Genomic DNA, 24174 nt, shown 5'->3' with positions numbered 1-24174 from the left:
TTTCTACCTCAGTTTCAGGGTGGCAAGGCCGATCAGCACCAGAATCACGGTGATGATCCAGAAGCGGACGATCACCCGAGGCTCGGGCCAACCCTTGAGTTCAAAGTGGTGGTGGATCGGCGCCATGCGGAACACGCGCTTGCCGGTCAACTTGAAGGAGGCCACCTGGATCACCACCGACAGGGTCTCCATGACGAACACACCGCCCATGATGAACAGGACGATTTCCTGACGCACGATCACGGCGATGGTGCCCAGTGCGGCGCCCAGTGCCAGGGCACCGACGTCGCCCATGAACACCTGGGCCGGATAGGTGTTGAACCACAGAAAGCCCAGGCCGGCACCGATCAGCGCGCCGCAGAACACAATCAGCTCACCTGCGCCCGGCACGTAAGGGATCAGCAGGTATTCAGCGAATTTCACGTTACCCGACAGGTAGCAGAAGATGCCCAGGGCGCCGCCAACCATCACCGTCGGCATGATCGCCAGGCCGTCGAGGCCGTCGGTGAGGTTCACCGCGTTGCTCGAGCCGACGATGACGAAGTAGGTCAGGACCACGAAACCGATACCCAGCGGGATGGTGACGTCTTTGAGCATTGGCACGATCAGGGTGGTTTCGACGCTGGTCGGAGCGGTCATGTACAGGAAGATTGCTGCGCCGAGGCCGAACACCGACTGCCAGAAATACTTCCAGCGGCTTGGCAGGCCGCGCGAGTTCTTCTCGATCACCTTGCGGTAGTCATCGACCCAGCCGATTGCGCCGAACAGCAGAGTGACGATCAGCACCACCCAGACATAACGGTTGGTCAGGTCGGCCCACAGCAGGGTACTGATGCCGATCGCGGAAAGAATCAGTGCGCCACCCATGGTCGGGGTGCCGGATTTGGACAGGTGCGATTGCGGGCCGTCGTTACGGACCGCTTGACCGATCTGGCGAATCTGCAGGGTACGGATCATCCATGGGCCCAGGCAAAGGGCCAGCGACAACGCGGTCAGTACACCAAGGATCCCGCGCAGGGACAGGTACTGGAAGACCGCGAAGCCTTTGTAGAACTGTTGCAGATACTCAGCCAGCAGCAGCAGCATTAATGTTTCTCCCCGCTGGAACCGCACAAAGCCGCCACGACGTTCTCCATCGCAGCGCTGCGCGAACCCTTGATCAAAATAGTGGTGTTGGTGGCCTGCTCGGCGGCGCGAACGGCGTCGATCAGGTCAGCTTGATTAGCGAAATGTCGGGCATTGGTGCCGAACGCTGCTACCGCGTGGGCCATGTTGCTGCCCACCGCATAGAGTGCCGAAACCTTGTCTTTGGCGTACTCGCCTACCTGCCGATGCCCTTCCTCAGCCCACTGGCCCAATTCGCCGATATCCCCGAGCACCAGGACGGTGCGGCCGGAAAAGCCGGCGAGTATATCAACGGCAGCGCACATGGAGGTGGGGTTTGCGTTGTAAGTGTCATCAATTACCCGCACACCGTTGGGCGCCATCTGCACCACAGTGCGGCCCTTGACCGGTTGCACGGCATTGAGGCCCTGGACGATACCGTCCAGCGTCAGACCAAAGGCATGGGCGGCAGCGGCGGCGGCCAGTGCATTGGCCACGTTGTGGGTACCGAGCAGGTTGAGCTGGACCCGCGCCACGCCCAGCGGGCTGTGCAGGTCGAACGACGGGCAACCACGCTGGTCGTGAGCAATGCTGCCGGCGTGGAAATCCGCGCCGGCGTTGTTCAGGGCGAAGGTCAGCACCGAGCGATTGCCGGCGCGCTTTTTCCAGATGGCGAAGGCCTTGTCATCAAGGTTCAATACCGCCACGCCATCCTGACCCAGACCTTCGAGGATCTCGCCCTTGGCTTCGATAATCTTCTCTGGCCCGCCGAACTCGCCGACATGAGCGGTTCCGGCATTGTTGATCAGCGCTACCTGCGGCTTGGTCAGGCCGACGGTATAGGCGATTTCACCGATGCGCGAGGCACCCAGCTCGATGACCGCCGCGGTATGCTCCGGGGCCAGTTCGAGCAGGGTCAGCGGTGCGCCGAAATCATTGTTGAGGTTGCCGCGAGTGGCCAGCACCGGGCCACGGGTACGCAGAATGCTCGCAAGCATTTCCTTGACCGTGGTCTTGCCGCTGGAACCGGTGATGGCGGCAACCGGCTTGTCGAATGCGGCGCGGTTCAGCGCGCCCAGCTGGCCCAGGGCCAGGCGGGTGTCGCTAACCACCAGCTGCGGCAGGCTGCTGCCCGGCACTTCGCGCTGCACCAGGGCGGCGACCGCGCCCTTGGCGGCAACGTCGTTCAGGTAGTCGTGACCGTCGAAGCGCGGCCCGGCCAGGGCGACAAACAGCTGCCCGGCAGTGATTGCCCGGCTGTCGATGCTGACGCCATTGAAGGTCGCGTCCTGGCCCTGCAGGCGGCCGTTGAGCGGCGCGGTCAGCTGGCTGAGGGACAATGGCTTAAGCATCGGGGGCCTCCCACACGGCAAGGGCTTTCTCGGCTTCGACCAGGTCGGAGAAGTCGTGGCGCTCGCCGTTGATTTCCTGATAGTCCTCATGCCCCTTGCCGGCCAGGACGATGACATCGTCAACGCCAGCACTGGCAATCAACTGCGCAATGGCAGGGCCACGACCGGCAACGAATTCGACGGCATCGGCCTGGGCAAAGCCAGGGCGGATATCGGCGAAGATCTGCTGCGGATCTTCAGTGCGCGGGTTGTCATCGGTGACCAGCACACCATCCGCCAGGCGCTCGGCCACTTCGGCCATCAGCGGACGCTTACCGCGATCACGGTCGCCACCGCAGCCGAACAGGCACAGCAACTGGCCTTTGGCATGCGGGCGCAGTGCTTGCAACACCTGCTCCAGGGCATCGGGGGTATGCGCGTAATCGACCACCACCAGCGGCTTGCTGCCGCCACCCAGGCGCTGCATGCGCCCGACCGGGCCTTCCAGCACCGGGGTGACCTTGAGAATTTCGTCCAGCGGGTAATCCAGGGCCATCAAGGTGCCGACCGCCGCGAGCATGTTGCTCAGGTTGAAGCGCCCGAGCAGGCGGCTGCGCAGCGAGTGCTCACCTTGGGCAGTGACGATCACGGCGCGCACGCCATCATCATCGAAATGCGCTTCGCGGCAGTACAGCGAAGCGGCTGGATCCTTCAGGCTGTAGCTGATCAGGCGCGACTCACCCTGCTCGGCTGCCAGCCGCCGACCAAAGTCGTCATCGAGGTTGACCACCCGGCAACGCAGGTTCGGCCAGCCGAACAGGCGCGTCTTGGCGTCTTCGTAGGCCTGCATGCTGCCGTGGTAATCGAGGTGATCACGGGACAGGTTGGTCATCACCGCGATGTCGAATGCCAGGGCGGCGACCCGGCCCTGGTCCAGGGCATGGGAAGACACTTCCATGGCCACGGCCTTGGCCCCGGCCTTCTTCAGGTCGTTGAGGGTGGCCTGTACGGCGATCGGGTCCGGCGTGGTCAAGCGACCGCTTTGCAGGGCGCCATAGAAGCCGGTACCGAGGGTGCCGATCAGACCGCAGTGCTGACCGAGCAGGTCCAGCGCCTGGGCCACCAGCTGGGTGACGCTGGTCTTGCCGTTGGTACCGGTGACACCCACCAGGTCGAGCAGACGGCTTGGCTCACCATAGAAACGCCCGGCGATGTCCGAGAGTTGCGCCGCCAGGCCCTTGACCGGAATCAGCGGCACTTCGGTGATCGGCAGCACGGTGGCGCCTTCGGCTTCGTAGGCAACCGCCGCCGCACCGCGCTTGAGCGCGTCGGCAATGTGTTCACGGCCATCCATGCGCGTACCCGGCACCGCCAGGAACAGGTCGCCCGGGCGTACGTTACGGCTGTCCAGGGTCAGTTCGCGGATCGACGGATCGCGGCTGGCCTGGGTAAAAAGCTTGCTCAATGGCATCGTCATCAACCGCGCCCTCCTTTGGCGGGCGCAGCATTGACCTGCTGCGGTGGGGTTGCCGGCGGCAGGTTGTCCGGCGGAATGTTCATCAGGCGCAACGTACCGGACATGACCTTGCTGAATACCGGTGCCGATACCAGGCCACCGAAGTAGCCGCCTTTGCTCGGCTCGTCGATGACCACGACCACGGCATAGCGCGGGTCGCTCATCGGCCCGAAGCCGGCGAACAGCGAACGGTACGAGTTTTCGGTGTAGCCCTTGGAACCGATGGTGGCTTTACGCGCCGTACCCGACTTGCCACCCACGTGGTAGAACGGCACCTGGGCGCGGAACACCCCGCGCGGCGCTTCGATGACCTGCTGGACCATGCCCTGGATGGTCTCGGCGACTTCCTTGGGCACCACCTGGGTGGACTCCGGCGCCTTGTCGACCTTGAGAATGCTCAGCGGCACCATCTTGCCGTCATTGGCCAGCGCCGCGTAGGCATGCACCAGTTGCAGCGCGGTGACCGACAGGCCGTAGCCATAGGACAGGGTCGCGGTTTCGGCCTTGCGCCATTCACGGTGGTTCGGCAGGTTGCCGACGCGCTCGCCCGGGAACCCCAGGCCGGTGTATTGACCGAGACCCAACTGGGACATCACCCGGTAGATCGATTCGCCACCGATATCGAAGGCGATCTTGCTCATGCCGACGTTACTGGAGTTGATCAGGATGCCGGTCAGGTCAAGGATCGGCCCCTCGCTCCTGGACACGTCACGAATGGTGTAACGCCCCAGTTGCAGGGTGCCGGGATAGACCTCGACCTTGTCGGTCGGCTTCCAGCGCCCGCTCTGCAGGGCCGCGCTCATGGACAGCGGCTTGACCGTCGAGCCGGGCTCGAAGACGTCGATGATCGCCCGGTTACGCATGGCCGCCGGGAACATGCTGCGGCGGTTGTTGGGGTTGTAGGTCGGCTGGTTGACCATGGCCAGCACTTCGCCGGTCTTGACGTCGAGAATCACCAGGCTGCCGGCCTTGGCTTCCTGTTCGGCAATGGCGTTGCGCAACTCGCGGGTGGCCAGGTATTGCAGGCGCAGGTCGATCGACAACGCCAAGGTCTTTCCGGCCTTGGCGTTTTTGGTTACCTGGATGTCCTTGATCAGCCGGCCGCGCCGGTCCTTGATCACCTGTCGCTTGCCGGGCACGCCGGCCAGCCATTCATCGTAGGCCAGCTCGACCCCTTCGCGACCGTGATCATCGAGGTCGGTAAAGCCGACCATGTGCGCGGCGACGTCGCCGGCCGGGTAGAAACGGCGGAATTCCTCGATGCCATAGACACCGGGGACTTTGAGATCGAGCACTACCTGGCCCTGCTCCGGGGTCAGGCCGCGGACCAGGTAGATGAATTCCTTGCTGGCCTGCTGCTCCAGGCGCGCCGCCAACTGCTGCGGGTTCTGCTTCAGCGCGGCGGCCAGGGCCGGCCAGCGCTCCTTGGCAGCCTGCATTTCTTTCGGGTTGGCCCACAGGGTGGTCACGGGAGTACTGACAGCCAGCGGCTCGCCATTACGGTCGGTGATCAGCCCGCGGTGCGCAGGAATAGGGATATGGCGCAGGCTGCGGGCATCGCCCTGGCCCTTGAGGAAGTCACGGTCGACCACCTGCAGGTCGATGATGCGCCAGGCAATTGCGCCGACCATCAGCGCCAGCAGGGCGATGACCACGCGGAACCGCCAGGGGTAGAGTGCGCCGTCGAGTTTCATCATGGCGCCACCATCCGCACTTCGTCAGCCGCCGGAATGCGCATCTTCAGCTGTTCGCTGGCGAGGTTCTCGATGCGGCTGTGGGCAGTCCAGGTGCTCTGTTCAAGAATCAGCCGACCCCACTCGGCCTGCGCCTTGTCACGCTCGCTGAGTTCGCCGTACAGGCTGTTGAGCAACTGACGGTTCCAGTGCGCGCTGTAGGACACCGCCACCGAGGAAACGAGCACGCCGATGAACAGCAGAAGCATCAGGAAGCTTCCGCCTGGCAAAGGCTTGGCGAACAAGCGGCTCACCGCAGCTTCTCGGCGACGCGCATGACCGCGCTACGCGAACGTGGGTTGGCCTTGAGCTCGGCCTCGGAGGCGAACTGGGCCTTGCCGTGGACCTTGATCTTCGGTTCGAAATGCTTGTGCTGGACCGGCAGGTTGCGCGGCAGGTTGTCGGCCTCGCCCTTGACCAGCTTGCGCATGAACAATTTGACGATGCGGTCTTCCAGGGAGTGGAAGCTGATCACCACCAGCCGCCCACCGACTTCCAGTGCTTCGAGCGCAGCATCAAGGCCGGCTTCGAGATCACCGAGCTCGTTGTTGACGTGAATGCGCAGGCCCTGGAAGGCACGGGTAGCCGGGTTCTTGCCCTTTTCCCAGGCCGGGTTGGCGACCTTGAGCACTTCGGCAAGGTCGGCGGTGCGGGTGAACGGGGTTTCTTCGCGGCGCAGTACCACGGCACGGGCCATGCGTTTGGCAAAGCGCTCCTCGCCGTATTCCTTGAACACCCGGGCGATTTCTTCTTCGGGCGCGTTGGCAATGAACTCGGCAGCACTGACGCCACGGGTCGGGTCCATGCGCATGTCCAGCGGGCCATCATTGAGGAAGCTGAAGCCACGCTCAGGGTCGTCCAGCTGAGGCGACGACACGCCCAGGTCGAGCAGGATGCCGCTGACCTTGCCGGCCAGGCCGCGCTCGGCGACTTCGGCGCCCAGCTCGGCAAAACTGCGCTGCACAATGACAAAGCGGCCGTCTTCGGCCGCCAGCGCTTGCCCGGTGGCAATCGCTTGAGGATCTTTGTCAAAACCCAGCAGCCGGCCCTGCGGCCCGAGCTTGCTGAGGATCAACCGGCTATGCCCGCCGCGTCCGAAGGTGCCATCCAGATAGCAGCCATCGGCGCGTACGGCGAGAGCCTCGACGGCTTCGTCAAGCAGTACGGTGATGTGGTTAAAGCCGCTATCTATAGTCACAGGATCAAATCACGCAGTTCATCAGGCATGGCGCCCGGTTGTTGGATAGCTGCAAGGTCGGCTGCCGAAACCGCGTTCCAGGCATCCTCGTCCCACAGCTGAAATTTGTTCAGTTGCCCCACCAGCATTGCCTTCTTGTCGAGCTTGGCGTACTCGCGCAAACGCGGCGGCACCAGGAAACGACCACTGCCATCAAGCTCCAGATCCACCGCATTGCCGATCAGCAAACGCTGCAGGCGACGGTTCTCTTCACGCAATGACGGCAAGGCGCGCAACTTGGCTTCAATCAGTTCCCACTCATCGAGCGGGTACACGCATAAACAGGGATCAACCGCATCGATGGTCACGATCAACTGCCCGGAACTACGCGAATCGAGCTCGTCACGGTACCGGCTCGGCATTGCGAGACGGCCCTTTGCGTCGAGGTTGATGGCGTTGGCTCCGCGGAACACGGCTGCGATTCCCCACAATGTTAGCGTTTTTGTGTCAGAAAACCCACTTCATGCCACTTTCTGCCACTTGCGCACACTATAGGAATCCGCCTACCACACCGTCAAGGCACGCTTATAAGGAAATCCCTTACAGATCGGAGATTTAGCGCGCACAGAGAAGATAGAAGGACAATTCGGAAGGGATTTTGACGAAAAAACTCAAACCCACTCAGACGGATAGAGTGAGAAGTTAAAGTAATTTATTAAGAGTAAGATTTTTTCGGTATTACGAAGACGCATCTGCTATCGATTCAAGCAGGAGGGAAGAGGTGGAGAGTCGATCTGTAAGCCGGGTTCTGTCGAGGACAGTCATTCCTCTACGACGGCCATCACTGGACGCCTTTAGCAACCTACCCGGTTCCAACGCGGGCCGCGCCATATGGAACCCTATTTGGTCTTGCTCCGAGTGGGGTTTACCTAGCCATGAACTGTTGCCAGTCATGCGGTGCGCTCTTACCGCACCTTTTCACCCTTACCGGCACCGAAGTGCTTAGGCGGTTATTTTCTGTGGCACTTTCCGTAGGCTCGCGCCCCCCAGGCATTACCTGGCACTCTGCCCTATGGAGCCCGGACTTTCCTCCCCCCTCTATTGCGGAACAATAGAAGGCAGCGACTGTCCAATCGACTCTCCGCCGCAAAGGTTAACGGTAGCGGGCGCCAAGAACAAGCGATAAAACCAATAATAGCACTATAACATCAGTGGTCTTTCTGTTTTTCCAGCGCCACCTGGTACAGCAGGTTCTTGCGCACACCGGTGATTTCCGCCGCCAGCGCCGCGGCGCGCTTGAGCGGCATCTCCGCCAGCAGCAGGTCGAGGATGCGCATCGCCTCGGTGCTTACCGCCTGCTCATCCTCCGGCGCGGTATAGCCCGCCACCAGCACCACGCACTCGCCACGCTGCTGATTGCTGTCGGCCTCGACGAAGGCGCGCAGTTCAGCCAGCGGCAAGCCCTTGAGGGTCTCGAAGGTCTTGGTCAGCTCGCGGGCCAGCAGCGCCGGACGCTCACCCCCGAACACCTCTTCCATATCCTGCAGGCATTCGAGAATCCGGTGCGGCGCTTCGTAGAAGATCAGCGTCCGCGGTTCTTCCTTTACCTGACTCAGGCGCGCACGACGTCCTACCGCCTTGGCCGGCAGGAAGCCTTCGAAGATGAACCGGTCCGACGGCAGGCCAGCGGCCGACAGCGCCGCGATCAGCGCGCAGGCGCCAGGCACCGGCACCACCGATATGCCCGCGGCACGGGCCTGGCGCACCAGGTGATAGCCAGGGTCGGAAATCAGCGGCGTGCCGGCATCGGAAATCAGTGCGACGTTGTCCCCGGCCAGCAAACGGGTGAGAAAGCGGCTGCCCTCATCACGCTCGTTGTGCTCATGGCAGGCGGCCAAGGGGGTATTGATACCAAAGTGTTGCAACAGACGAATGGAGTGACGGGTGTCCTCGGCGGCAATCAGCGCCACATCGCCGAGCACCTTGAGCGCCCGGGCACTCATGTCATCCAGGTTGCCGATCGGCGTGGCCACCACGTAAAGCGTGCCCGAAGTGGATTGGGAAGCCCCTGGAACATCAGTCACTGCACACACCTGTCATCATGATCAAAGCGCCATTGTAGCCCGAGACTCGGCAACATTGGGCAATCAGGATTGCCGCAAACCGGCGCTCCACGACCTATATTGAAGGATTAACGCCAGCAAGATCGCGCCCCGGCCAGCGCTTGGGTACAATTGCCAGTTAATTTGATCGAGTAACAGGACCCTTACATGATCGCTTGCCTGCGGCTGCTCACAGCCCTTTGCCTCGCCGCCCTGCTGGCAGCCTGCGCCAGCTCGCCCTCGTCGAGCCTCGGCGAACTGCCGCGCACACCGGATGCCAGCATCGAGCAACTGCTTGAACAGGCCACCACCAGCAAGACGCCGGAGCAAGCTGCACTGCTGCGCCTGAGCGCCGCCGACCTGGCCTACAAGCAAAAGGACAATGCCCGCGCCGCGCGCATCCTCGAGCAAGTGCCACTGGAGCAGCTCAAACCGGCCCAGCAGATCTTCGCCAGCACCCTGGCGGCAGAACTGGCCATGAGCCGCAACCAGCCGAAGTTGGCCCTGACCGCCCTGAGCCACCCGAGCCTGGCGCGCCTCAACGAGCTGCCGGAAGATCAACAGATCCGTACCCGCAGCGTGCATGCCGCGGTGCTCGAAGCCAATGGCCAGCCCCTGGCTGCCGCCCAGGAGCGCGCGCAACTGACGCCGTTGCTCAAGGGTGATGCCGCCAACACCAACAACGACGCGATCTGGAACCTGGTAGCGGCAGTCCCGCGCGACCAGCTCAAAGACCTGAGCACCGGCACCGACACCATGGCCGGCTGGGCCAGCCTGGCCCTGGCAGTAAAAGGCGCCGGCACCGTCGAGCAGCAACAAGCCGCCATCGATGCCTGGCGCGCCCAGCACGCCGATCACCCGGCCGCCGCCCAGCTGCCGCCCTCGCTGATCAAACTGATGGAGCTGACCAGCCAGCCGCTGACCAAGATCGCCCTGCTGCTGCCACAGGAAGGCCAACTGGCCGGTGTGGCCCGCGCCCTGCGTGACGGCTTCATGGCTGCGCACTTCCAGGCCCAGCAAGCCGGGCAGAAGCCGCCAACCATCGAAGTCTTCGACAGCTCGCGACTGACCTCGCTGGATGACTTCTATCGCCAGGCCCAGGCCTCGGGCGTGCAACTGGTGGTTGGCCCGCTGGAAAAACCGCTGGTGAAAAAGCTCGCCGCCTACCCGCAGCTGCCTATTACCACCCTGGCCCTGAACTACAGCGACGTAGGCCAGAAAGGCCCGGAGCAGCTGTATCAGTTCGGTCTCGCCGCCGAAGACGAAGCCCGTGAAGTGTCCCGTCGCGCCCGCGCCGACGGCATGGTTCGCGCCGTAGCCCTGGTGCCAAAAGGTGAATGGGGCGACCGCGTGCTCAAGGCCTTCCGCCAGGACTGGGAAGCCAACGGCGGCAGCCTGCTGGCCGCCCAGCACATCGATCAGCCAGTGGCCCTGGCTCAGCAGATCGCTGACCTGTTCCAGCTGCGCCAGAGCGAAGGCCGTGCCAAGAGCCTGCAAAACACTGTAGGCGGTGCGGTATCGGCCCAGCCTTCGCGCCGCCAGGACATCGACTTCATCTTCCTTGCCGCCACCCCGCAGCAAGGCCAGCAGATCAAGCCGACCCTGAACTTCCAGTACGCCGGCGACGTTCCGGTGTACGCCACCTCGCACGTGTACAGCGCCAGCGGCGACGTCAACCAGTACAACGACCTCACCGGCGTGCGCTTCTGCGATACCCCGTGGCTGCTCGACAGCGGCAATCCGCTGCGTCAGCAGGTCGAGCGCCAGTGGCCACAAGCTGCCGGCAGCCTGGGCCGCCTGTACGCCATGGGCATCGACGCCTTCAGCCTGGCACCGCGTCTGGGCCAGCTGCGCGCGCTGCCTGAAAACCGCATTGACGGCTTGTCCGGCAGCCTGAGCATGAACGAGAACCAGCGCATCGAGCGGCAACTGCCCTGGGCCGAGTTCTCCGGCGGCCAGGTCAAACGCCTGCCCGACACCCCACGCTGATGCCCGACAGTTCGCGCCAACAGGCCGGCCAGGCCGCCGAACGGCAAGCCCTTGAATACCTTCAAGGGCAAGGCCTGCGGCTGCTGGCGCAGAACTGGCGATGCAAACGCGGCGAGCTTGATCTGGTCATGCTCGACAGCGATACAGTAGTATTCGTCGAAGTCCGCTACCGGCTGCACGCGGACTTTGGCGGTGCGCTCGCCAGTATCGACGGGCGCAAGCAGGACAAACTGGTGCTAGCCGCCGAGTCTTTTCTGCAAAAGGAAACACGCTGGGCCAATCACCCCTGCCGTTTCGATGTCATCGCCTTGCAAGGCAGAGGTCATTCGGGCCCACCGCTGGACTGGCTGAAAAATGCCTTCGAGTGTTGAACCCGCCATACCCGCGCCCCATTACCCCTACAACTTTTTTGCTCTTTGCTTCACGGGCTGCACAGTCATGTGCCGGGACCTTTTTTTGTATACTCCCGACGCGCCCGGCCAGCCGCCCTACTTAAGGTCACACTGATGGACATGCAATCCCGAATTCGCCAGCTTTTTCAGGCCAGCATCAACACCAAGCAACAGGCGATGGAAGTCCTTGCACCACACATCGAGCAAGCCAGTCAGGTCATGGTCAATGCGCTGCTCAACGAGGGCAAGATGCTTGCCTGCGGTAACGGCGGCTCGGCCGGCGATGCCCAGCACTTCTCTTCCGAACTGCTCAACCGCTTCGAGCGCGAACGCCCGAGCCTGCCGGCCATCGCCCTGACCACCGACAGCTCGACCATCACCTCGATCGCCAACGACTACAGCTACAACGAAATCTTCTCCAAGCAGATCCGCGCCCTGGGCCAACCCGGCGATGTGTTGCTGGCGATTTCGACCAGCGGTAACTCGGCGAACGTTATTCAGGCGATCCAGGCCGCACATGATCGCGAAATGATTGTCGTAGCTCTGACCGGACGCGATGGCGGCGGCATGGCCTCGCTGCTGCTGCCTGAAGACGTCGAGATTCGCGTACCGGCCAACGTCACCGCACGTATCCAGGAAGTCCACCTGCTGGCGATCCACTGCCTCTGCGACCTGATCGACAGCCAATTGTTCGGGAGTGAAGAATGACCCCTAACCGCCTCGGCCTGATGGCCCTGACCCTGTGCCTGAGCCTCACCGGTTGCAGCTCGGTGCTCACCGCCACCCGCGACAAGCCGATCGAGGACGACCGCGGCACCCGCACCTTCGGCAGCAAGATCGATGACTCGCTGATCGAAACCAAGGTATCGGTCAACGTTGCCAAGGCCAGCCCTGACCTGGACAAGAGCTCGCACATTGTCGTCAGCAGCTTCAACGGTATCGTCCTGCTCGCCGGACAAACTCCGCGCGCCGACCTCAAGAGCCTGGCCGAACAGGCCGCAGGCCAGGTCCAGCGAGTGAAGAAGGTGCACAACGAACTGCAGGTGCTGCCGCCCTCCTCGATCCTGGCGCGTAACAACGACGCTTGGCTGACCACCAAGATCAAGACCCAGATGCTCACCGACAGCAACATTCCCGGCTCGCGCATCAAGGTGATCACCGAGAACGGCATCGTCTACATGCTCGGCCTGCTGACCCAACAGGAAGCCACCCGCGCCACCAACCTGGTGCAGGGCGTGTCGGGCGTGCAGAAGATCGTCAAACTGTTCGAATACATCGACTGATAAACCCATTGCGGGGCAAGCCCGCTCCCACCTGTGGGAGCGGGCTTGCCCCGCGATCCAACCATCTCTAGGAAGTCCCCATGAAAAACGGCCTGCTGCCAACCTTGCTGATTGGCGCCTTCGCCACCCTGGCCGGCTGCTCCACCCCAAGCCAGATCACCCTCAACGACGGCCGCGAATTCCAGGCAGTCGACGCGCCTCGCTACGATCGCGCCGCCGGCTTCTACGAATTCAAGCAACTCGATGGCAAGGTGATCAAGGTCAACAAGGACCAGGTCCGCACCATCACCGACCTGTAATCCAGGCCGGACAGACACAAAAAAGGCGATCCCTGCGGATCGCCTTTTTTGTTACTTGACCACCTTCAGGCTCGGACGCCCGCTTGGCCGTGGCGGCTGGCCGCCACTGGTAGGCGGACCGTCGTCATCCGGCTCGACGGTATCGTCATCTTCTTCGTCTTCATCGTCGAGCAGCGGCGGCTCGAGCTCGAAGACCATGCCCTGGCCGTTTTCCCGGGCATAAATACCCAGAATCGCACCCGCCGGCACGAACAGGGTGTGGGCAACGCCGCCAAAGCGGCCCTCGAAGCTCACTGCTTCGTTATCCATGTGCAGGTGACGTACGGCACTGGGTGAGATGTTCAGGACGATCTGGCCGTCACTGGCGAAGCTCTGGGGTACCTGGACGGCCGGGTATTCGGCATTGACCAGCATATGCGGCGTGCAGTCGTTGTCCACGATCCACTCATAGAGTGCACGTACCAAATAGGGGCGACTGGAGTTCATCGACAGCTCCTTAAAACCTAGCGCATTTCACGTTCAGCAGCGGACAGGCTTGCCTGGAAGGCTTCGCGGGCAAACTGTCGCTCCATGTAATCGAGCAACGGCTTGGCCGGCCGCGGCAGTTCGATACCCAACACCGGCAAACGCCAGAGTATGGGCAGTAGACAACAATCGACCAGACTTTGCTCCTCACTGAGGAAACAAGGCTTGTCGGCAAACAACGGCGACACCCCGGTCAGGCTCTCGCGCAATTCCTTGCGCGCCTGCACGCGTGCAGGCTCCTTGCTGCGCGGGTCGAGTATGAGGTCGACCAGTGCACACCAGTCGCGCTGGATGCGGTGAATCAGCAGGCGGCTGTTGGCCCGCGCCACCGGATACACCGGCAACAGTGGCGGGTGCGGGTAACGCTCATCGAGGTATTCCATCACCACGGTCGACTCGTACAACGCCAGGTCGCGATCGACCAGGGTTGGCACGCTGCCATAGGGGTTCACTTCAACCAGCTTGGGCGGCAGGCGACCAGGATCGACGTTGATGATCTCGACACTGACACCCTTCTCGGCGAGAACGATGCGCACCCGATGAGAATAATGGTCAGCGGGGTCGGAGTAGCAGGCTAACCGGTTGGTCACGCCCATAGTGGTCCTCCTCGCGTATGAATTTATAAATGCTGCAAATGCAAACGCGCCCTGCGGGTGCCCCTGTGAATCCAGAGGCGCCCCAGGGCGCGTTCAACTACCAGAAACTACTGCGTGATCAGTGCACGTCCTTCCAGTATTCGCGCTTGAGCAGATAAGCGAATACGAAGAAGAAGGCCAGATACAGCAGCACATAGGTACCGATGCGCTGGCTTTCCAGTTTGACCGGGTTAGCCGAGTAAGCCAGGAAGGTCACCAGGTTCTTGACCTTCTCGTCGAACTGCTCTGGCGTCAGGGTACCGGATTTCGGCTCCACGGTCAGCTGGTCACATGCTTCATGAGTCAACGGCGAGCCGGTCAGCGGGTCATATTGCTTCTTGCCATCGACCACGGTCTGCACTTGCTTGCAGCCAATCACCTGGTTGCCTTGCAGGCCAACCAGCACGTTGGGCATGCCGACGTTCGGGAAAACCTTGTTGTTCACCCCGTACGGACGCGACTTGTCCTCATAGAAACTGCGCAGGTAGCTGTACAGCCAGTCGGTGCCACGCACGCGGGCAACCAGGGTCAGGTCAGGCGGAGCGGCACCGAACCAGGTCTTGGCATCTTCAGGCTTCATGCCGATCTTCATGTGGTCGCCAATCTTGGCCCCAGTGAACACCAGCTTCTCGAGCATCAGCTCGTGAGGAATACCCAGGTCGTCAGCCACTCGCTCGTAACGCTGGAACTTGGCGCTGTGGCAACCCATGCAATAGTTGGCAAAGGTGCGTGCGCCGTCCTGCATAGCGGCCTTGTCGGTCAGGTCGATATCGACCTTGTCCAGCTCCAGGCCGTGTTCGGCGGCGAAGGTCAACGCGGGCATCACTGCCAGAATCAATACTGCAAATAGCTTTTTCATCAGCCAGTCACCCTTTCCGGAACCGGTTTGGTCTTCTCGAGCCGGGTGTAGAACGGCATCAGAAGGAAGTAGGCGAAATACAGGAAGGTGCACACCTGCGACAGCAGCGTACGGCCCGGGGTAGGCGCCAGAACGCCGAGCACACCGAGGATCACGAACGAGATGCAGAACACCAGCAGCCAGGTCTTGCTCATCCAGCCCTTGTAGCGCATGGACTTGACCGGGCTGCGATCCAGCCACGGCAGGACGAACAGCACGGCAATCGCAGCGCCCATGGCAATTACGCCGAGCAGCTTGTCCGGAACCGCCCGCAAGATCGCGTAGAACGGCGTGAAGTACCAGACCGGGGCAATGTGCTCAGGGGTCTTGAAGGCGTTGGCCTGTTCGAAGTTCGGTTTCTCCAGGAAGTAACCGCCCATTTCCGGGAAGAAGAACACGATGGCGCAGAACACGAAGAGGAACACGACGACGCCGACGATATCCTTCACGGTGTAGTAAGGGTGGAACGCGATACCGTCCAGCGGAACGCCGTTTTCATCCTTGAGCTTCTTGATGTCGACGCCATCAGGGTTGTTCGAACCCACTTCGTGCAGCGCCAGGATGTGCAGCACCACCAAGCCGAGAATGACGATCGGCAGGGCCACCACATGCAAGGCGAAGAAGCGGTTCAGGGTGATGCCGGAGATCAGGTAGTCACCACGGATCCACTGGGTCAGGTCGTCGCCGATCACCGGAATGGCACCGAACAGCGAGATGATCACCTGGGCACCCCAGTAGGACATCTGGCCCCACGGCAGCAGGTAGCCCATGAAGGCCTCGGCCATCAGTGCCAGGTAGATCAGCATGCCGAACACCCACACCAGCTCGCGAGGCTTCTGGTACGAGCCGTACAGCAGGCCGCGGAACATGTGCAGGTAGACCACGATGAAGAACGCCGAAGCGCCGGTGGAGTGCAGGTAGCGCAGGATCCAGCCGTATTCGACGTCACGCATGATGTATTCGACCGAGGCGAATGCCTCTTCGGCCGACGGCGTGAAGCTCATGGTCAGCCACACACCGGTGACGATCTGGTTGACCAGCACCAGCAGTGCCAGGGAGCCGAAGAAGTAGAAGAAGTTGAAGTTCTTCGGCGCGTAATACTTGCTGAGATGGTCTTCCCACATCTTGGTCGCGGGGAAGCGGGCGTCAACCCAGTCCATTAACTTACTCATCACGCGTTCTCCTGATCGACGCCGACGACGATAATGTCGTCCGACTCATAAGAGTGCGGCGGCACTGGCAGATTGAGCGGCGCCGGCTGAGATTTGTAGACGCGGCCAGCCAGGTCGTAGTGGGAACCGTGGCACGGGCAGAAGTAGCCGCCGACCCACTTCGGACCCAGGTCGACAGGTGCCACTTCCGGACGGAAGGTTGGCGAGCAGCCCAGGTGGGTGCACAAACCGACCAGCACCAGGATCTCCGGCTTGATCGAGCGGTTCGACGGATCGACATAAGTCGGTTGAACCGATGCCTTGGACTCAGGGTCGGAGAGGTCGCCGGTGATCTTCTTGAGGTTACCGAGGATCTCTTCGGTACGGCGGACGATGAACACCGGTTGGCCGCGCCACTCAGCAATCATCTGCTGACCAGGCTCTACCTTGGCGATATTGACCTTCACCGGTGCACCTGCGGCTTTCGCCTTGGCACTGGGGAACCATGACCCTACGAACGGGACCGCAGCCCCCACCGCTCCTGCAGCACCCACCACGGACGTGGCTGCTACGAGGAAGCGACGCCGGCCTGCATTGACGCCGTCATTGCTCATTCAGTCCTCTCCCATCAGCTTTATGGCCTGTTGCAACAGGCATCTACTAAGTAATTTCTGAACTGCTAAAAATTTGCCGCATGGTAATGAAAAGACCCTTCTCTGACAAGGTGATTAGCCTTGTGCCACCCCGCTATCCCTTGTAACTCTTGACTTGCGTCTATGCGGCAAGTTGTCACAGCAAACAACAGCATAGTTATTCAAGACATAAAAAAAGCCCGGTTCCACCAGGAACCGGGCTTTTTTTGAACACCGAAGCGAAATTAACGCTTGGAGTACTGAGGACGCTTACGTGCTTTACGCAGACCCACTTTCTTACGCTCGACTTCACGAGCGTCGCGGGTGACGAAGCCAGCACGACGCAGAGCGCCACGCAGGGTTTCGTCGTAGTCCATCAGTGCACGGGTGATACCGTGACGGATCGCACCGGCCTGGCCGCTGACACCACCACCGATAACGGTGACGTAGATGTCGAACTTTTCGGTGGTCTCGGTCAGTTCCAGCGGCTGGCGTACTACCATGCGCGCGGTTTCACGACCGAAGAACACGTCCAGAGAACGGTTGTTGATGGAGATGTTACCGGTACCTGGACGCAGGAAAACGCGAGCGGTTGCGGTCTTGCGACGGCCAGTGCCGTAATTTTGAGTCGCCGACATAATGAACTATTCCGTTAAATCTTCAGTTCTTGGGGCTGCTGAGCAGTATGAGGGTGAGCAGCGCCCGCATAGACTTTCAGCTTACGGTACATGTCGCGACCCAGTGGGTTCTTAGGCAGCATGCCTTTAACCGCGGTCTCGATCACGCGCTCTGGGGCCTTGGCGATCAACTTCTCGAAGTTGATTTCCTTGATACCGCCCGGGAAGCCGGAGTGGGAGTAGTACATTTTGTCCGAAGTCTTGGCACCAGTGACGCGAACCTGCTCGGCGTTGATGACGACGATGTAGTCGCCGGTGTCAACGTGAGGAGTGTACTCTGGCTTGTGCTTGCCACGCAGACGGCTCGCGATCTCAGTGGCCAGACGACCCAGGGTCTTGCCAGCAGCGTCAACGACGAACCAGTCACGCTTTACTGTTTCCGGTTTAGCAGTAAAAGTTTTCATTCTTTATAGCCTCAGGGGCCGCCCAGCGAAAATAAGACGGCAGATCTTACTGGATAGTGCGCACCTTGACAAGTCAAGGACACAGCCGCACACGGACGCTATCGGGGGCTCGGGTCAGCGCGTCCAATATTCGGCAGGGTTCTTCTATGGAGCGGGGCATCACTTCCGCTGCACGGAGAGGGGCTGAATTATCCAGATTGCGAAAAAAAATTCAACCTGCTTTTATGCTTCTTTTAGACAGGAAGCAGCCGAATGGACTATCGCCAGCTGGGCCGAACCGATCTCAACGTCAGCGCCCTGTGCCTGGGCAGCATGACCTGGGGCGAGCAGAACGACCAGGCCCAGGCCTTCGCCCAGATCGAACGGGCCAAGGCCGCCGGGATCAATTTCATCGATACTGCCGAGATGTATCCCGTCCCTCCCCGCCCGGAAACCTACGCCGCCACCGAGCGCATGATCGGCAACTGGTTCAGCCAGCGCGGCGACCGTGCCCAGTGGATCCTGGCCAGCAAGGTGGCCGGGCCCGGCAACGGCATCAACCATATTCGCGACGGCCTGCTCAAGCACAACCGCCAGCACATCGTCGCCGCCCTGGACGACAGCCTCAAGCGCCTGCAGACCGACTGGATCGACCTCTACCAGTTGCACTGGCCCGAGCGCAGCACCAACTTCTTCGGCAAGCTGGGTTACCAGCACGCGCCGCAGGACCTGTTCACCCCGCTGGAAGAAACCCTCGAGGTGCTCGACGAACAGGTCAAGGCCGGCAAGATCCGCCACATCGGCCTGTCCAACGAAACCCCGTGGGGCACCATGAAATTCCTGCAGTTGGCCGAAAGCCGTGGCTGGAGCCGTGCGGTTTCAATCCAGAACCCCTACAACCTGCTCAACCGCAGCTTCGAGGTGGGCCTGGCGGAGATCGCCATCCGCGAACAGTGCGGCCTGCTGGCCTACTCGCCACTGGCCTTCGGCATGCTCTCGGGCAAGTACGAGAACGGCGCGCGCCCGGCCGCAGGGCGCCTGACCCTGTTCAGCCGCTTCTCGCGCTACTCCAACCCGCAAACCGTGGCCGCCTGCAGCCGCTACGTGAAGCTGGCCCACGACCACGGCCTGGACCCGGCCCAGATGGCCCTGGCGTTCGTCACCCGCCAGCCGTTCGTGACCAGCAACATCATCGGCGCCACGACCCTCGAGCAACTGGACAGCAACCTGGCCAGCTTCGACCTGAAGCTCAGCGACGAGCTGCTGGCGGGCATCGAGGCCATCCATCAGGACCAGCCCAACCCCGCGCCCTGAGACGCGATCCCGGTTCCCACAAACAAGGTGGGAACCGAGGGTAGACACAATCGCCAAAAAATAAGACGATCCAGCCGGTGATTGACCACTCTACCCTATAAGAATAAAGAAAATGATGTTTACCCAACCCACGGCGTCCTTGCGGCGCGTCAGTATCCTGGCCATCGACAATGTCTTCGCATCGACCCTGATGCAGGCCAAGGATTTCTTCCACCTGGCCAGCCTGCGCTACGGCAAGCAGTTGGGCCTGGGCCTGCAACCGATGTTCGAAACCCGCCTGGTGAGCCCTGACGGCCAGCCTGTGCGTAGTTTCAGCGATGTGATGCTGCCGGTCGACAGCGGCCTGGAACAGGCCGACATCATCATCCTGCCGGCCTTCTGGGACGACTTCGATGCCCTCTGCCAGCGCTACCCGCAAGTACTGCCCTGGCTACGTGAGCAGCACGCCCGCGGCGCCGTGCTCTGTGGCGAAGCCAGCGGCGTGTTCTGGCTGGCCGAGGCCGGGCTGCTCGATGGCAAGGAGGCGACCACCTACTGGCGTTTCTTCAACCAGTTCGAAGAACGCTTCCCCAAGGTCAGCCTCAACCAGGACAAGCACCTGACCGACGCCGACAACCTCTACTGCGCCGGCGGCACTACTTCTGCCTGCGACCTGTACATCTACCTGATCGAGCGATTCTGCGGCGCCAACGTGGCGCAAGCGGTGGCCCGCGACATCCTCTACGAAGTGCAGCGCAACTACACCCCGGGGCGCATGGGCTTTGGCGGGCAGAAACTGCACCAGGACCTGATCATCCTGCAGATCCAGCACTGGCTCGAAGAGCATTTCGCCGACAAGTTCCGCTTCGAGGACGTGGCCCGCAACCACGGCATGAGCATCCGCAACTTCATGCGTCGCTTCCAGAGCGCCACCGGCGACAAGCCGCTGCACTACCTGCAACGGCTGCGGATCGAAACGGCCAAGGGCTTGCTGTCGGGCACGCGCAAGAGCATCAAGACCATCAGCTATGAAGTTGGCTATGACGATGCGAGTTTCTTTGCCCGGTTGTTCAGGCAGCACACGGAGTTGTCGCCGAATCAGTATCGGCAGCAGTTTATGCAGGAGGCCTGAAAGGCCTCCTCAGCTTCAAGCCTCAAGCTTCAAGCGGCAAGCAAGAGCAGGATCAAGAGCAGCGCGCGGTCGGCTCTTGATCCTGCTTGCAGCTTGAAGCTTGAAACTTGCAGCTGCTTTTAAGGCTTATGCGCCCGCGACAGGAATTCGTGGGACTGCATTTCCAGCAAGCGGCTCAGGGTCCGCTGGAATTCGAAGGTCAGGCGACCACCGGTGTACAGGTCCTTGAGCTCAACCTCGGCCGAGATGATCAGCTTGACGTTGCGGTCATAGAATTCGTCGACCATGTTGATGAAGCGCCGGGCGATGTCATCGGTCGCCACGCTCATCTGCTCGACGTCGCTCAGCAGCACGGCATGGAAGATCTTGCCCAGTTCGATGTAGTCGTTCTGGCTGCGCGGGCCGTCGCACAGTTCGCGGAATTCGAACCAGGCCACGTCGTCACAGGTGCGCAGGGCACGAATCTCGCGGTTCTCGATCACCAGCACATCGTTTTCGACCGCCTGGGTGCATTCCGGGGTCAGGGCGCGGAAGCTCTTGCGCAGGCTTTCGTGGGCAGCTTCGTCGAGCGGGAAGTGGAACAGCTCGGCCTGCTCCAGGTGGCGCAAACGGTAGTCGACGCCGCTGTCGACGTTGACGATCTCGGTGTTCTGCTTGATCAGGGCAATCGCCGGCAGGAAGCGCGCACGCTGCAGGCCGTCCTTGTACAAGCCGTCCGGGACGATGTTGGAGGTGGCCACCAGGGTCACGCCGTTCTTGAACAGCTCCTCCATCAGGGTGCCGAGGATCATCGCGTCGGTAATGTCGGAGACGAAGAATTCGTCGAAACAGATCACCCGGGCCTCATCGGAAAAACGCTTGGCGATGATGGTCAGCGGGTTCTTCTCGCCCTTGAGGGTTTTCATTTCCTCGTGGACGCGCTTCATGAAGCGGTGGAAGTGCGTACGCACCTTCTGCTTGAACGGCAGCGCCTCGAAGAAGGTATCGACCAGGTAGGTCTTGCCGCGGCCTACCCCACCCCAGAAGTACAAGCCCTTGACCGGTGCCTGGTCCTTCTTGCCGAACAATTTGCCGAACACGCCCGGCTTGTTGTTCTGCGCCGCGATCAGATCGTCGTACAGGCGCTGCAGATGACGCACTGCAGTTTCCTGCGCCGCGTCATGGAAGAATTCGGGACGTTTCAGATCTGCTTGATATCGTTCTAGGGGCGTCATAATTCGTTAGCAAGGTAACAAAAACGGGCCGTCACTGTAGCGACGGCCCGGGATAATGGCAATCAGACTTGCGATAAGCCGTTCAGTCCTGCTGGGGCACCAGGGCCGCGCGCAGGGTTTCGATCGCGCTGTCGCGGGCAGCGGCATCGGCGAACTGCGGGCCGTCGCCGACGCACTCGCCTTCCAGCCACAGGCTGAAGCCCAGGCCTTCGTGGCGCACGTCGAGCTCGCCGCCCTGTTGCAGTTGCTTGCTCACCGCACCCGCAGTCTTGCCATCGGCGAAGTTGCGCGACAGCAGCAGTTGCTCGCCATCGGCAGCCAGCAGACGGAAGCGGAAACTGCCGTCGTCTTCGCGGAAGCTGACAAAGCGCGCGGTCTTGGCGGCCTTCTTCTTGACCTGGGCAGTGGCCTGCTCGATGTTGCGGAATGAGCGCAGGCCCACCGCTTCGCGCAGTTGCTCAAGGAACGGCGTGGCCACCTTGCGGGCTTTCTGCGCACCGGCCAGGAGGATGTCCTCAAGGTCGGCCGGGCGACTGATCAGTTGGTGATAACGTTCGCGCGGCTCGCTCAGCTGACCGTCGAGCAGCTGGAACAGACGCTGCTTGGCTTCGCCCCAGCCCAGGCCCTGGAGCAGTTCGCTGCGGAACTCGTCGGCTTGCGCAGCCGTGGCGAAGGCCTGGAACAGGGTGAACAGGTGCGAGTTGTCCGGGTCCTTGGCTTCGCCCGGGGCGCGGGAGTCGGTGACGATGCGCGAGATGGCATCCTTCATGTCCTTGGCACTGGTGAACAACGGGATGGTGTTGTCATAGCTCTTGGACATCTTGCGTCCGTCCAGGCCCGGCAGGGTGGCGACGCTTTCTTCGATCAGCGCCTCGGGCATGGCGAAGAACTCCTTGCCCTGGCCGAACAGGTGGTTGAAGCGCTGGCCGATATCACGGGCCATCTCCACGTGCTGGATCTGGTCGCGACCGACCGGCACCTTGTTGGCGTTGAACATCAGGATGTCGGCGGCCATCAGCACCGGGTAGCTGTACAGGCCCATGCTGATACCGGCATCCGGGTCTTCACCGCTTTCGACGTTCTTGTCTACCGAAGCCTTGTAGGCGTGCGCGCGGTTGAGCAGGCCCTTGGCCGCGACGCAGGTCAGCAGCCAGGTCAGCTCGGGGATTTCCGGGATGTCGGACTGGCGATAGAAGGTCACTCGCTCCGGGTCCAGGCCACCGGCCAGCCAGGTCGCGGCGATTTCCAGGCGCGAGCGCTGGATGCGCTGCGGGTCATCGCACTTGATCAGGGCGTGGTAGTCGGCCAGAAAATAGAACGAGTCGACACCCGGTTCACGGCTGGCGAGGATCGCCGGGCGGATGGCACCGGCATAGTTGCCCAGGTGAGGCGTGCCCGTGGTGGTGATACCGGTAAGGATGCGCGTAGTCATGGGTAATCGCTTATCAGGCTTGTATCAGTTCGAAAGGCGCGGCAGCACCAGTTCCTTGAGGTCGGTGAGCTTGCCATGGAAAAAGTGTCCGCATTCTGCCACTTTCAGCAGCTCATGGGGGCGTGGCAGTGCGTCGGACCAATCGTAGACGATCTGCGGATCGATCACTTCGTCGGTTTCCGGCTGGATCACGCTGAGTTCGCCCTGCTGCGCCAAGGGGTTATCGCCCAGGCGCATCACCGCCGGGGCGACCATGAACAGGTGCTTGAGGGCAACGCCCTGGGCTTCCAGGCGACCACCGAGGCTGGCTGCGACGAAGCCGCCGAAAGAGAAGCCCATCAGGGTCAGTGGCAGCTCAGGGTGCTGTTCCCGCAGCCAGCTCACCGCCGCCTCGGCGTCGTCCACCTCGCCGCTGCCCATGTCATGGCTGCCGGCACTCTGGCCAACGCCGCGGTAGTTGAAACGCAGGGTAATGTAGCCGGCATCGCGGGCGGTGCGCTGCAGCATCGACACCACCTTGTTCATCATGGTGCCACCTTGCACCGGGTTGGGGTGGCACAGCAGCACAACGCCGCGGGCGTCGGCGACATCGAGGTACAAGGCTTCCAGTTGGCCGACCGGGCCATCGATGAATACGGGGGTTTCGCGGATAAGCAAGGATAAACTCCGTGACCTCGGAAAGGGTCGACTCGTCTAGCTGAATGATTCTGTCTGAGATATTTGCGATGGTTCGCGGTATACAGCGCAGGTCCGAGCCGTTAACGTAAAGCAAAGCCGTTTATAGAGGAAGGACTCGTGGAACTCTCGCTCTTAGTTTGGTTGTTGCCGACCCTGGCCCTCGTCGTGGGTGTCGTCGTTGGTTTCCTGGTCGCCCGCCTGTTGCCTAATGCTGCACCGAGCAGCACCCAGCGTCAGCTGGATGATATCCAGGAACGTTTCGACAGCTACCAGAATGAGGTGGTTACTCACTTCAACAGTACGGCTGCGCTGGTCAAGAAACTGACCCAAAGTTACCAGGACGTCCAGGATCACCTGGCCGAAGGCGCCAACCGCCTGGCCCTGGACGAACTCACCCGTCAGCGCCTGCTGGCCGCCCTGCACTCCGAAGCCGTGCAGCCTGCGCGTGATCGCCTGACCCCGCCGAAGGACACCGAGGTGCCGCGCGACTACGCACCGAAAGCGCCCAACTCGCCGGGCATGCTCGATGAGCATTACGGGCTCAAGCGCTGAGCAAAATAAAAGGCCCCTGTGAGGGGCCTTTTTTATAAGCGTCGCC

26 protein-coding genes and 1 other RNA gene are annotated in these 24174 nt (G+C 61.7%); 8 read left to right on the top strand and 19 right to left on the bottom strand.

The annotated features are described in order from the left end of the window. Positions 1–3: 3 nt before the first annotated feature. The 9 genes from mraY to rsmI form a co-directional block, all read right to left on the bottom strand. A complete protein-coding gene (mraY, locus tag CCOS864_RS05715) occupies positions 4–1086 on the bottom strand; it encodes a phospho-N-acetylmuramoyl-pentapeptide-transferase (RefSeq protein WP_115085430.1) in 1083 nt (360 codons plus the stop codon). Next, positions 1086–2456 carry a UDP-N-acetylmuramoyl-tripeptide--D-alanyl-D-alanine ligase gene (locus tag CCOS864_RS05710; RefSeq protein ID WP_115085429.1) on the bottom strand — a complete coding sequence of 457 codons (1371 nt, stop codon included), beginning with the start codon at positions 2454–2456 and terminating at the stop codon, positions 1086–1088. Before CCOS864_RS05710 ends, mraY begins: the two co-directional genes overlap by 1 nt. Beyond that, on the bottom strand, positions 2449–3912 hold the full coding sequence (locus CCOS864_RS05705; RefSeq protein ID WP_115085428.1) for a UDP-N-acetylmuramoyl-L-alanyl-D-glutamate--2,6-diaminopimelate ligase: 1464 nt from the start codon (positions 3910–3912) through the stop codon (positions 2449–2451). The genes CCOS864_RS05710 and CCOS864_RS05705 overlap by 8 nt, the downstream gene beginning before the upstream one ends. Then, positions 3912–5645: a peptidoglycan D,D-transpeptidase FtsI family protein gene (locus CCOS864_RS05700; RefSeq protein WP_166675647.1), complete on the bottom strand. Its 1734-nt coding sequence runs from the start codon at positions 5643–5645 to the stop codon at positions 3912–3914. Before CCOS864_RS05700 ends, CCOS864_RS05705 begins: the two co-directional genes overlap by 1 nt. Beyond that, positions 5645–5938 carry a cell division protein FtsL gene (ftsL, locus tag CCOS864_RS05695; RefSeq protein WP_115085426.1) on the bottom strand — a complete coding sequence of 98 codons (294 nt, stop codon included), beginning with the start codon at positions 5936–5938 and terminating at the stop codon, positions 5645–5647. Before ftsL ends, CCOS864_RS05700 begins: the two co-directional genes overlap by 1 nt. After that, positions 5935–6882: a 16S rRNA (cytosine(1402)-N(4))-methyltransferase RsmH gene (gene rsmH, locus CCOS864_RS05690; RefSeq protein ID WP_167458863.1), complete on the bottom strand. Its 948-nt coding sequence runs from the start codon at positions 6880–6882 to the stop codon at positions 5935–5937. The genes ftsL and rsmH overlap by 4 nt, the downstream gene beginning before the upstream one ends. Continuing rightward, the gene (gene mraZ / locus CCOS864_RS05685) at positions 6879–7334 is read right to left on the bottom strand and encodes a division/cell wall cluster transcriptional repressor MraZ (protein ID WP_010220775.1); all 456 of its coding nucleotides are present in this window, start codon (positions 7332–7334) and stop codon (positions 6879–6881) included. Before mraZ ends, rsmH begins: the two co-directional genes overlap by 4 nt. 308 nt (positions 7335–7642) lie before the next feature. Continuing rightward, positions 7643–8002, bottom strand: an RNA gene (gene rnpB, locus CCOS864_RS05680) — RNase P RNA component class A. A gap of 67 nt (positions 8003–8069) precedes the next feature. Then, positions 8070–8945, bottom strand: coding sequence for a 16S rRNA (cytidine(1402)-2'-O)-methyltransferase (gene rsmI / locus CCOS864_RS05675; RefSeq protein WP_115085425.1), 876 nt, complete (start codon positions 8943–8945; stop codon positions 8070–8072). A 186-nt stretch (positions 8946–9131) separates the two neighbouring features. Here rsmI and CCOS864_RS05670 point away from each other — a divergent pair, with 186 nt between their 5' ends. The 5 genes from CCOS864_RS05670 to CCOS864_RS05650 all read left to right on the top strand — a co-directional run bounded on the left by CCOS864_RS05670 (position 9132) and on the right by CCOS864_RS05650 (position 12926). After that, positions 9132–10952, top strand: coding sequence for a penicillin-binding protein activator (locus tag CCOS864_RS05670; protein ID WP_115085424.1), 1821 nt, complete (start codon positions 9132–9134; stop codon positions 10950–10952). Then, positions 10952–11323: a YraN family protein gene (locus tag CCOS864_RS05665; RefSeq protein ID WP_045197304.1), complete on the top strand. Its 372-nt coding sequence runs from the start codon at positions 10952–10954 to the stop codon at positions 11321–11323. The genes CCOS864_RS05670 and CCOS864_RS05665 overlap by 1 nt, the downstream gene beginning before the upstream one ends. 135 nt (positions 11324–11458) lie before the next feature. After that, positions 11459–12052: a phosphoheptose isomerase gene (locus tag CCOS864_RS05660; protein ID WP_115085423.1), complete on the top strand. Its 594-nt coding sequence runs from the start codon at positions 11459–11461 to the stop codon at positions 12050–12052. Then, complete coding sequence (locus tag CCOS864_RS05655) at positions 12049–12627, top strand: BON domain-containing protein (protein WP_115085422.1); 579 nt, start codon at positions 12049–12051, stop codon at positions 12625–12627. The genes CCOS864_RS05660 and CCOS864_RS05655 overlap by 4 nt, the downstream gene beginning before the upstream one ends. 80 nt (positions 12628–12707) lie before the next feature. After that, on the top strand, positions 12708–12926 hold the full coding sequence (locus CCOS864_RS05650) for a YgdI/YgdR family lipoprotein (protein ID WP_038998857.1): 219 nt from the start codon (positions 12708–12710) through the stop codon (positions 12924–12926). A 51-nt stretch (positions 12927–12977) separates the two neighbouring features. On the opposite strand, the gene CCOS864_RS05645 is transcribed toward CCOS864_RS05650, so the two are convergent. From CCOS864_RS05645 to rplM, 7 genes are all read right to left on the bottom strand, one after another. Then, on the bottom strand, positions 12978–13412 hold the full coding sequence (locus CCOS864_RS05645) for a ClpXP protease specificity-enhancing factor (RefSeq protein ID WP_115085421.1): 435 nt from the start codon (positions 13410–13412) through the stop codon (positions 12978–12980). A gap of 17 nt (positions 13413–13429) precedes the next feature. Beyond that, a complete protein-coding gene (locus CCOS864_RS05640) occupies positions 13430–14047 on the bottom strand; it encodes a glutathione S-transferase N-terminal domain-containing protein (protein WP_010220766.1) in 618 nt (205 codons plus the stop codon). A gap of 118 nt (positions 14048–14165) precedes the next feature. Then, positions 14166–14945, bottom strand: coding sequence for a cytochrome c1 (locus CCOS864_RS05635; protein ID WP_115085420.1), 780 nt, complete (start codon positions 14943–14945; stop codon positions 14166–14168). Further along, positions 14945–16156 carry a cytochrome b gene (locus CCOS864_RS05630; protein WP_115085419.1) on the bottom strand — a complete coding sequence of 404 codons (1212 nt, stop codon included), beginning with the start codon at positions 16154–16156 and terminating at the stop codon, positions 14945–14947. The genes CCOS864_RS05635 and CCOS864_RS05630 overlap by 1 nt, the downstream gene beginning before the upstream one ends. Further along, entirely contained in the window at positions 16156–16749 is a 594-nt protein-coding gene (gene petA / locus CCOS864_RS05625) for a ubiquinol-cytochrome c reductase iron-sulfur subunit (protein WP_010220763.1), read from the bottom strand. The genes CCOS864_RS05630 and petA overlap by 1 nt, the downstream gene beginning before the upstream one ends. A 263-nt stretch (positions 16750–17012) precedes the next feature. Next, positions 17013–17405, bottom strand: coding sequence for a 30S ribosomal protein S9 (gene rpsI, locus CCOS864_RS05620; RefSeq protein WP_115085418.1), 393 nt, complete (start codon positions 17403–17405; stop codon positions 17013–17015). Positions 17406–17419: 14 nt separating this feature from the next. Then, positions 17420–17848, bottom strand: coding sequence for a 50S ribosomal protein L13 (rplM, locus tag CCOS864_RS05615; RefSeq protein ID WP_115085417.1), 429 nt, complete (start codon positions 17846–17848; stop codon positions 17420–17422). A gap of 252 nt (positions 17849–18100) precedes the next feature. Here rplM and CCOS864_RS05610 point away from each other — a divergent pair, with 252 nt between their 5' ends. Both CCOS864_RS05610 and CCOS864_RS05605 read left to right on the top strand, forming a co-directional pair. After that, a complete protein-coding gene (locus tag CCOS864_RS05610) occupies positions 18101–19141 on the top strand; it encodes an NADP(H)-dependent aldo-keto reductase (protein WP_115085416.1) in 1041 nt (346 codons plus the stop codon). 214 nt (positions 19142–19355) lie between these two features. Further along, complete coding sequence (locus CCOS864_RS05605) at positions 19356–20252, top strand: GlxA family transcriptional regulator (protein ID WP_166675646.1); 897 nt, start codon at positions 19356–19358, stop codon at positions 20250–20252. 119 nt (positions 20253–20371) lie between these two features. On the opposite strand, the gene zapE is transcribed toward CCOS864_RS05605, so the two are convergent. The 3 genes from zapE to CCOS864_RS05590 all read right to left on the bottom strand — a co-directional run bounded on the left by zapE (position 20372) and on the right by CCOS864_RS05590 (position 23555). Beyond that, positions 20372–21466, bottom strand: coding sequence for a cell division protein ZapE (zapE, locus tag CCOS864_RS05600; protein WP_115085415.1), 1095 nt, complete (start codon positions 21464–21466; stop codon positions 20372–20374). Positions 21467–21548: 82 nt separating this feature from the next. Beyond that, positions 21549–22898, bottom strand: a complete 1350-nt coding sequence (locus CCOS864_RS05595) for a tryptophan--tRNA ligase (protein ID WP_115085414.1) — start codon at positions 22896–22898, stop codon at positions 21549–21551. Between the two features lie 24 nt (positions 22899–22922). Next, positions 22923–23555: an alpha/beta hydrolase gene (locus CCOS864_RS05590; protein ID WP_115085413.1), complete on the bottom strand. Its 633-nt coding sequence runs from the start codon at positions 23553–23555 to the stop codon at positions 22923–22925. A 138-nt stretch (positions 23556–23693) separates the two neighbouring features. Between CCOS864_RS05590 and CCOS864_RS05585 the strand changes: the two genes are divergently transcribed. Further along, on the top strand, positions 23694–24128 hold the full coding sequence (locus tag CCOS864_RS05585; RefSeq protein ID WP_115085412.1) for a Z-ring associated ZapG family protein: 435 nt from the start codon (positions 23694–23696) through the stop codon (positions 24126–24128). Positions 24129–24174: the final 46 nt, after the last annotated feature.

It is taken from the genome of Pseudomonas wadenswilerensis, assembly GCF_900497695.1.
In the GTDB taxonomy this organism is placed as follows: domain Bacteria; phylum Pseudomonadota; class Gammaproteobacteria; order Pseudomonadales; family Pseudomonadaceae; genus Aquipseudomonas; species Aquipseudomonas wadenswilerensis.
This window is presented reverse-complemented; position numbering and strand designations above follow the sequence as displayed.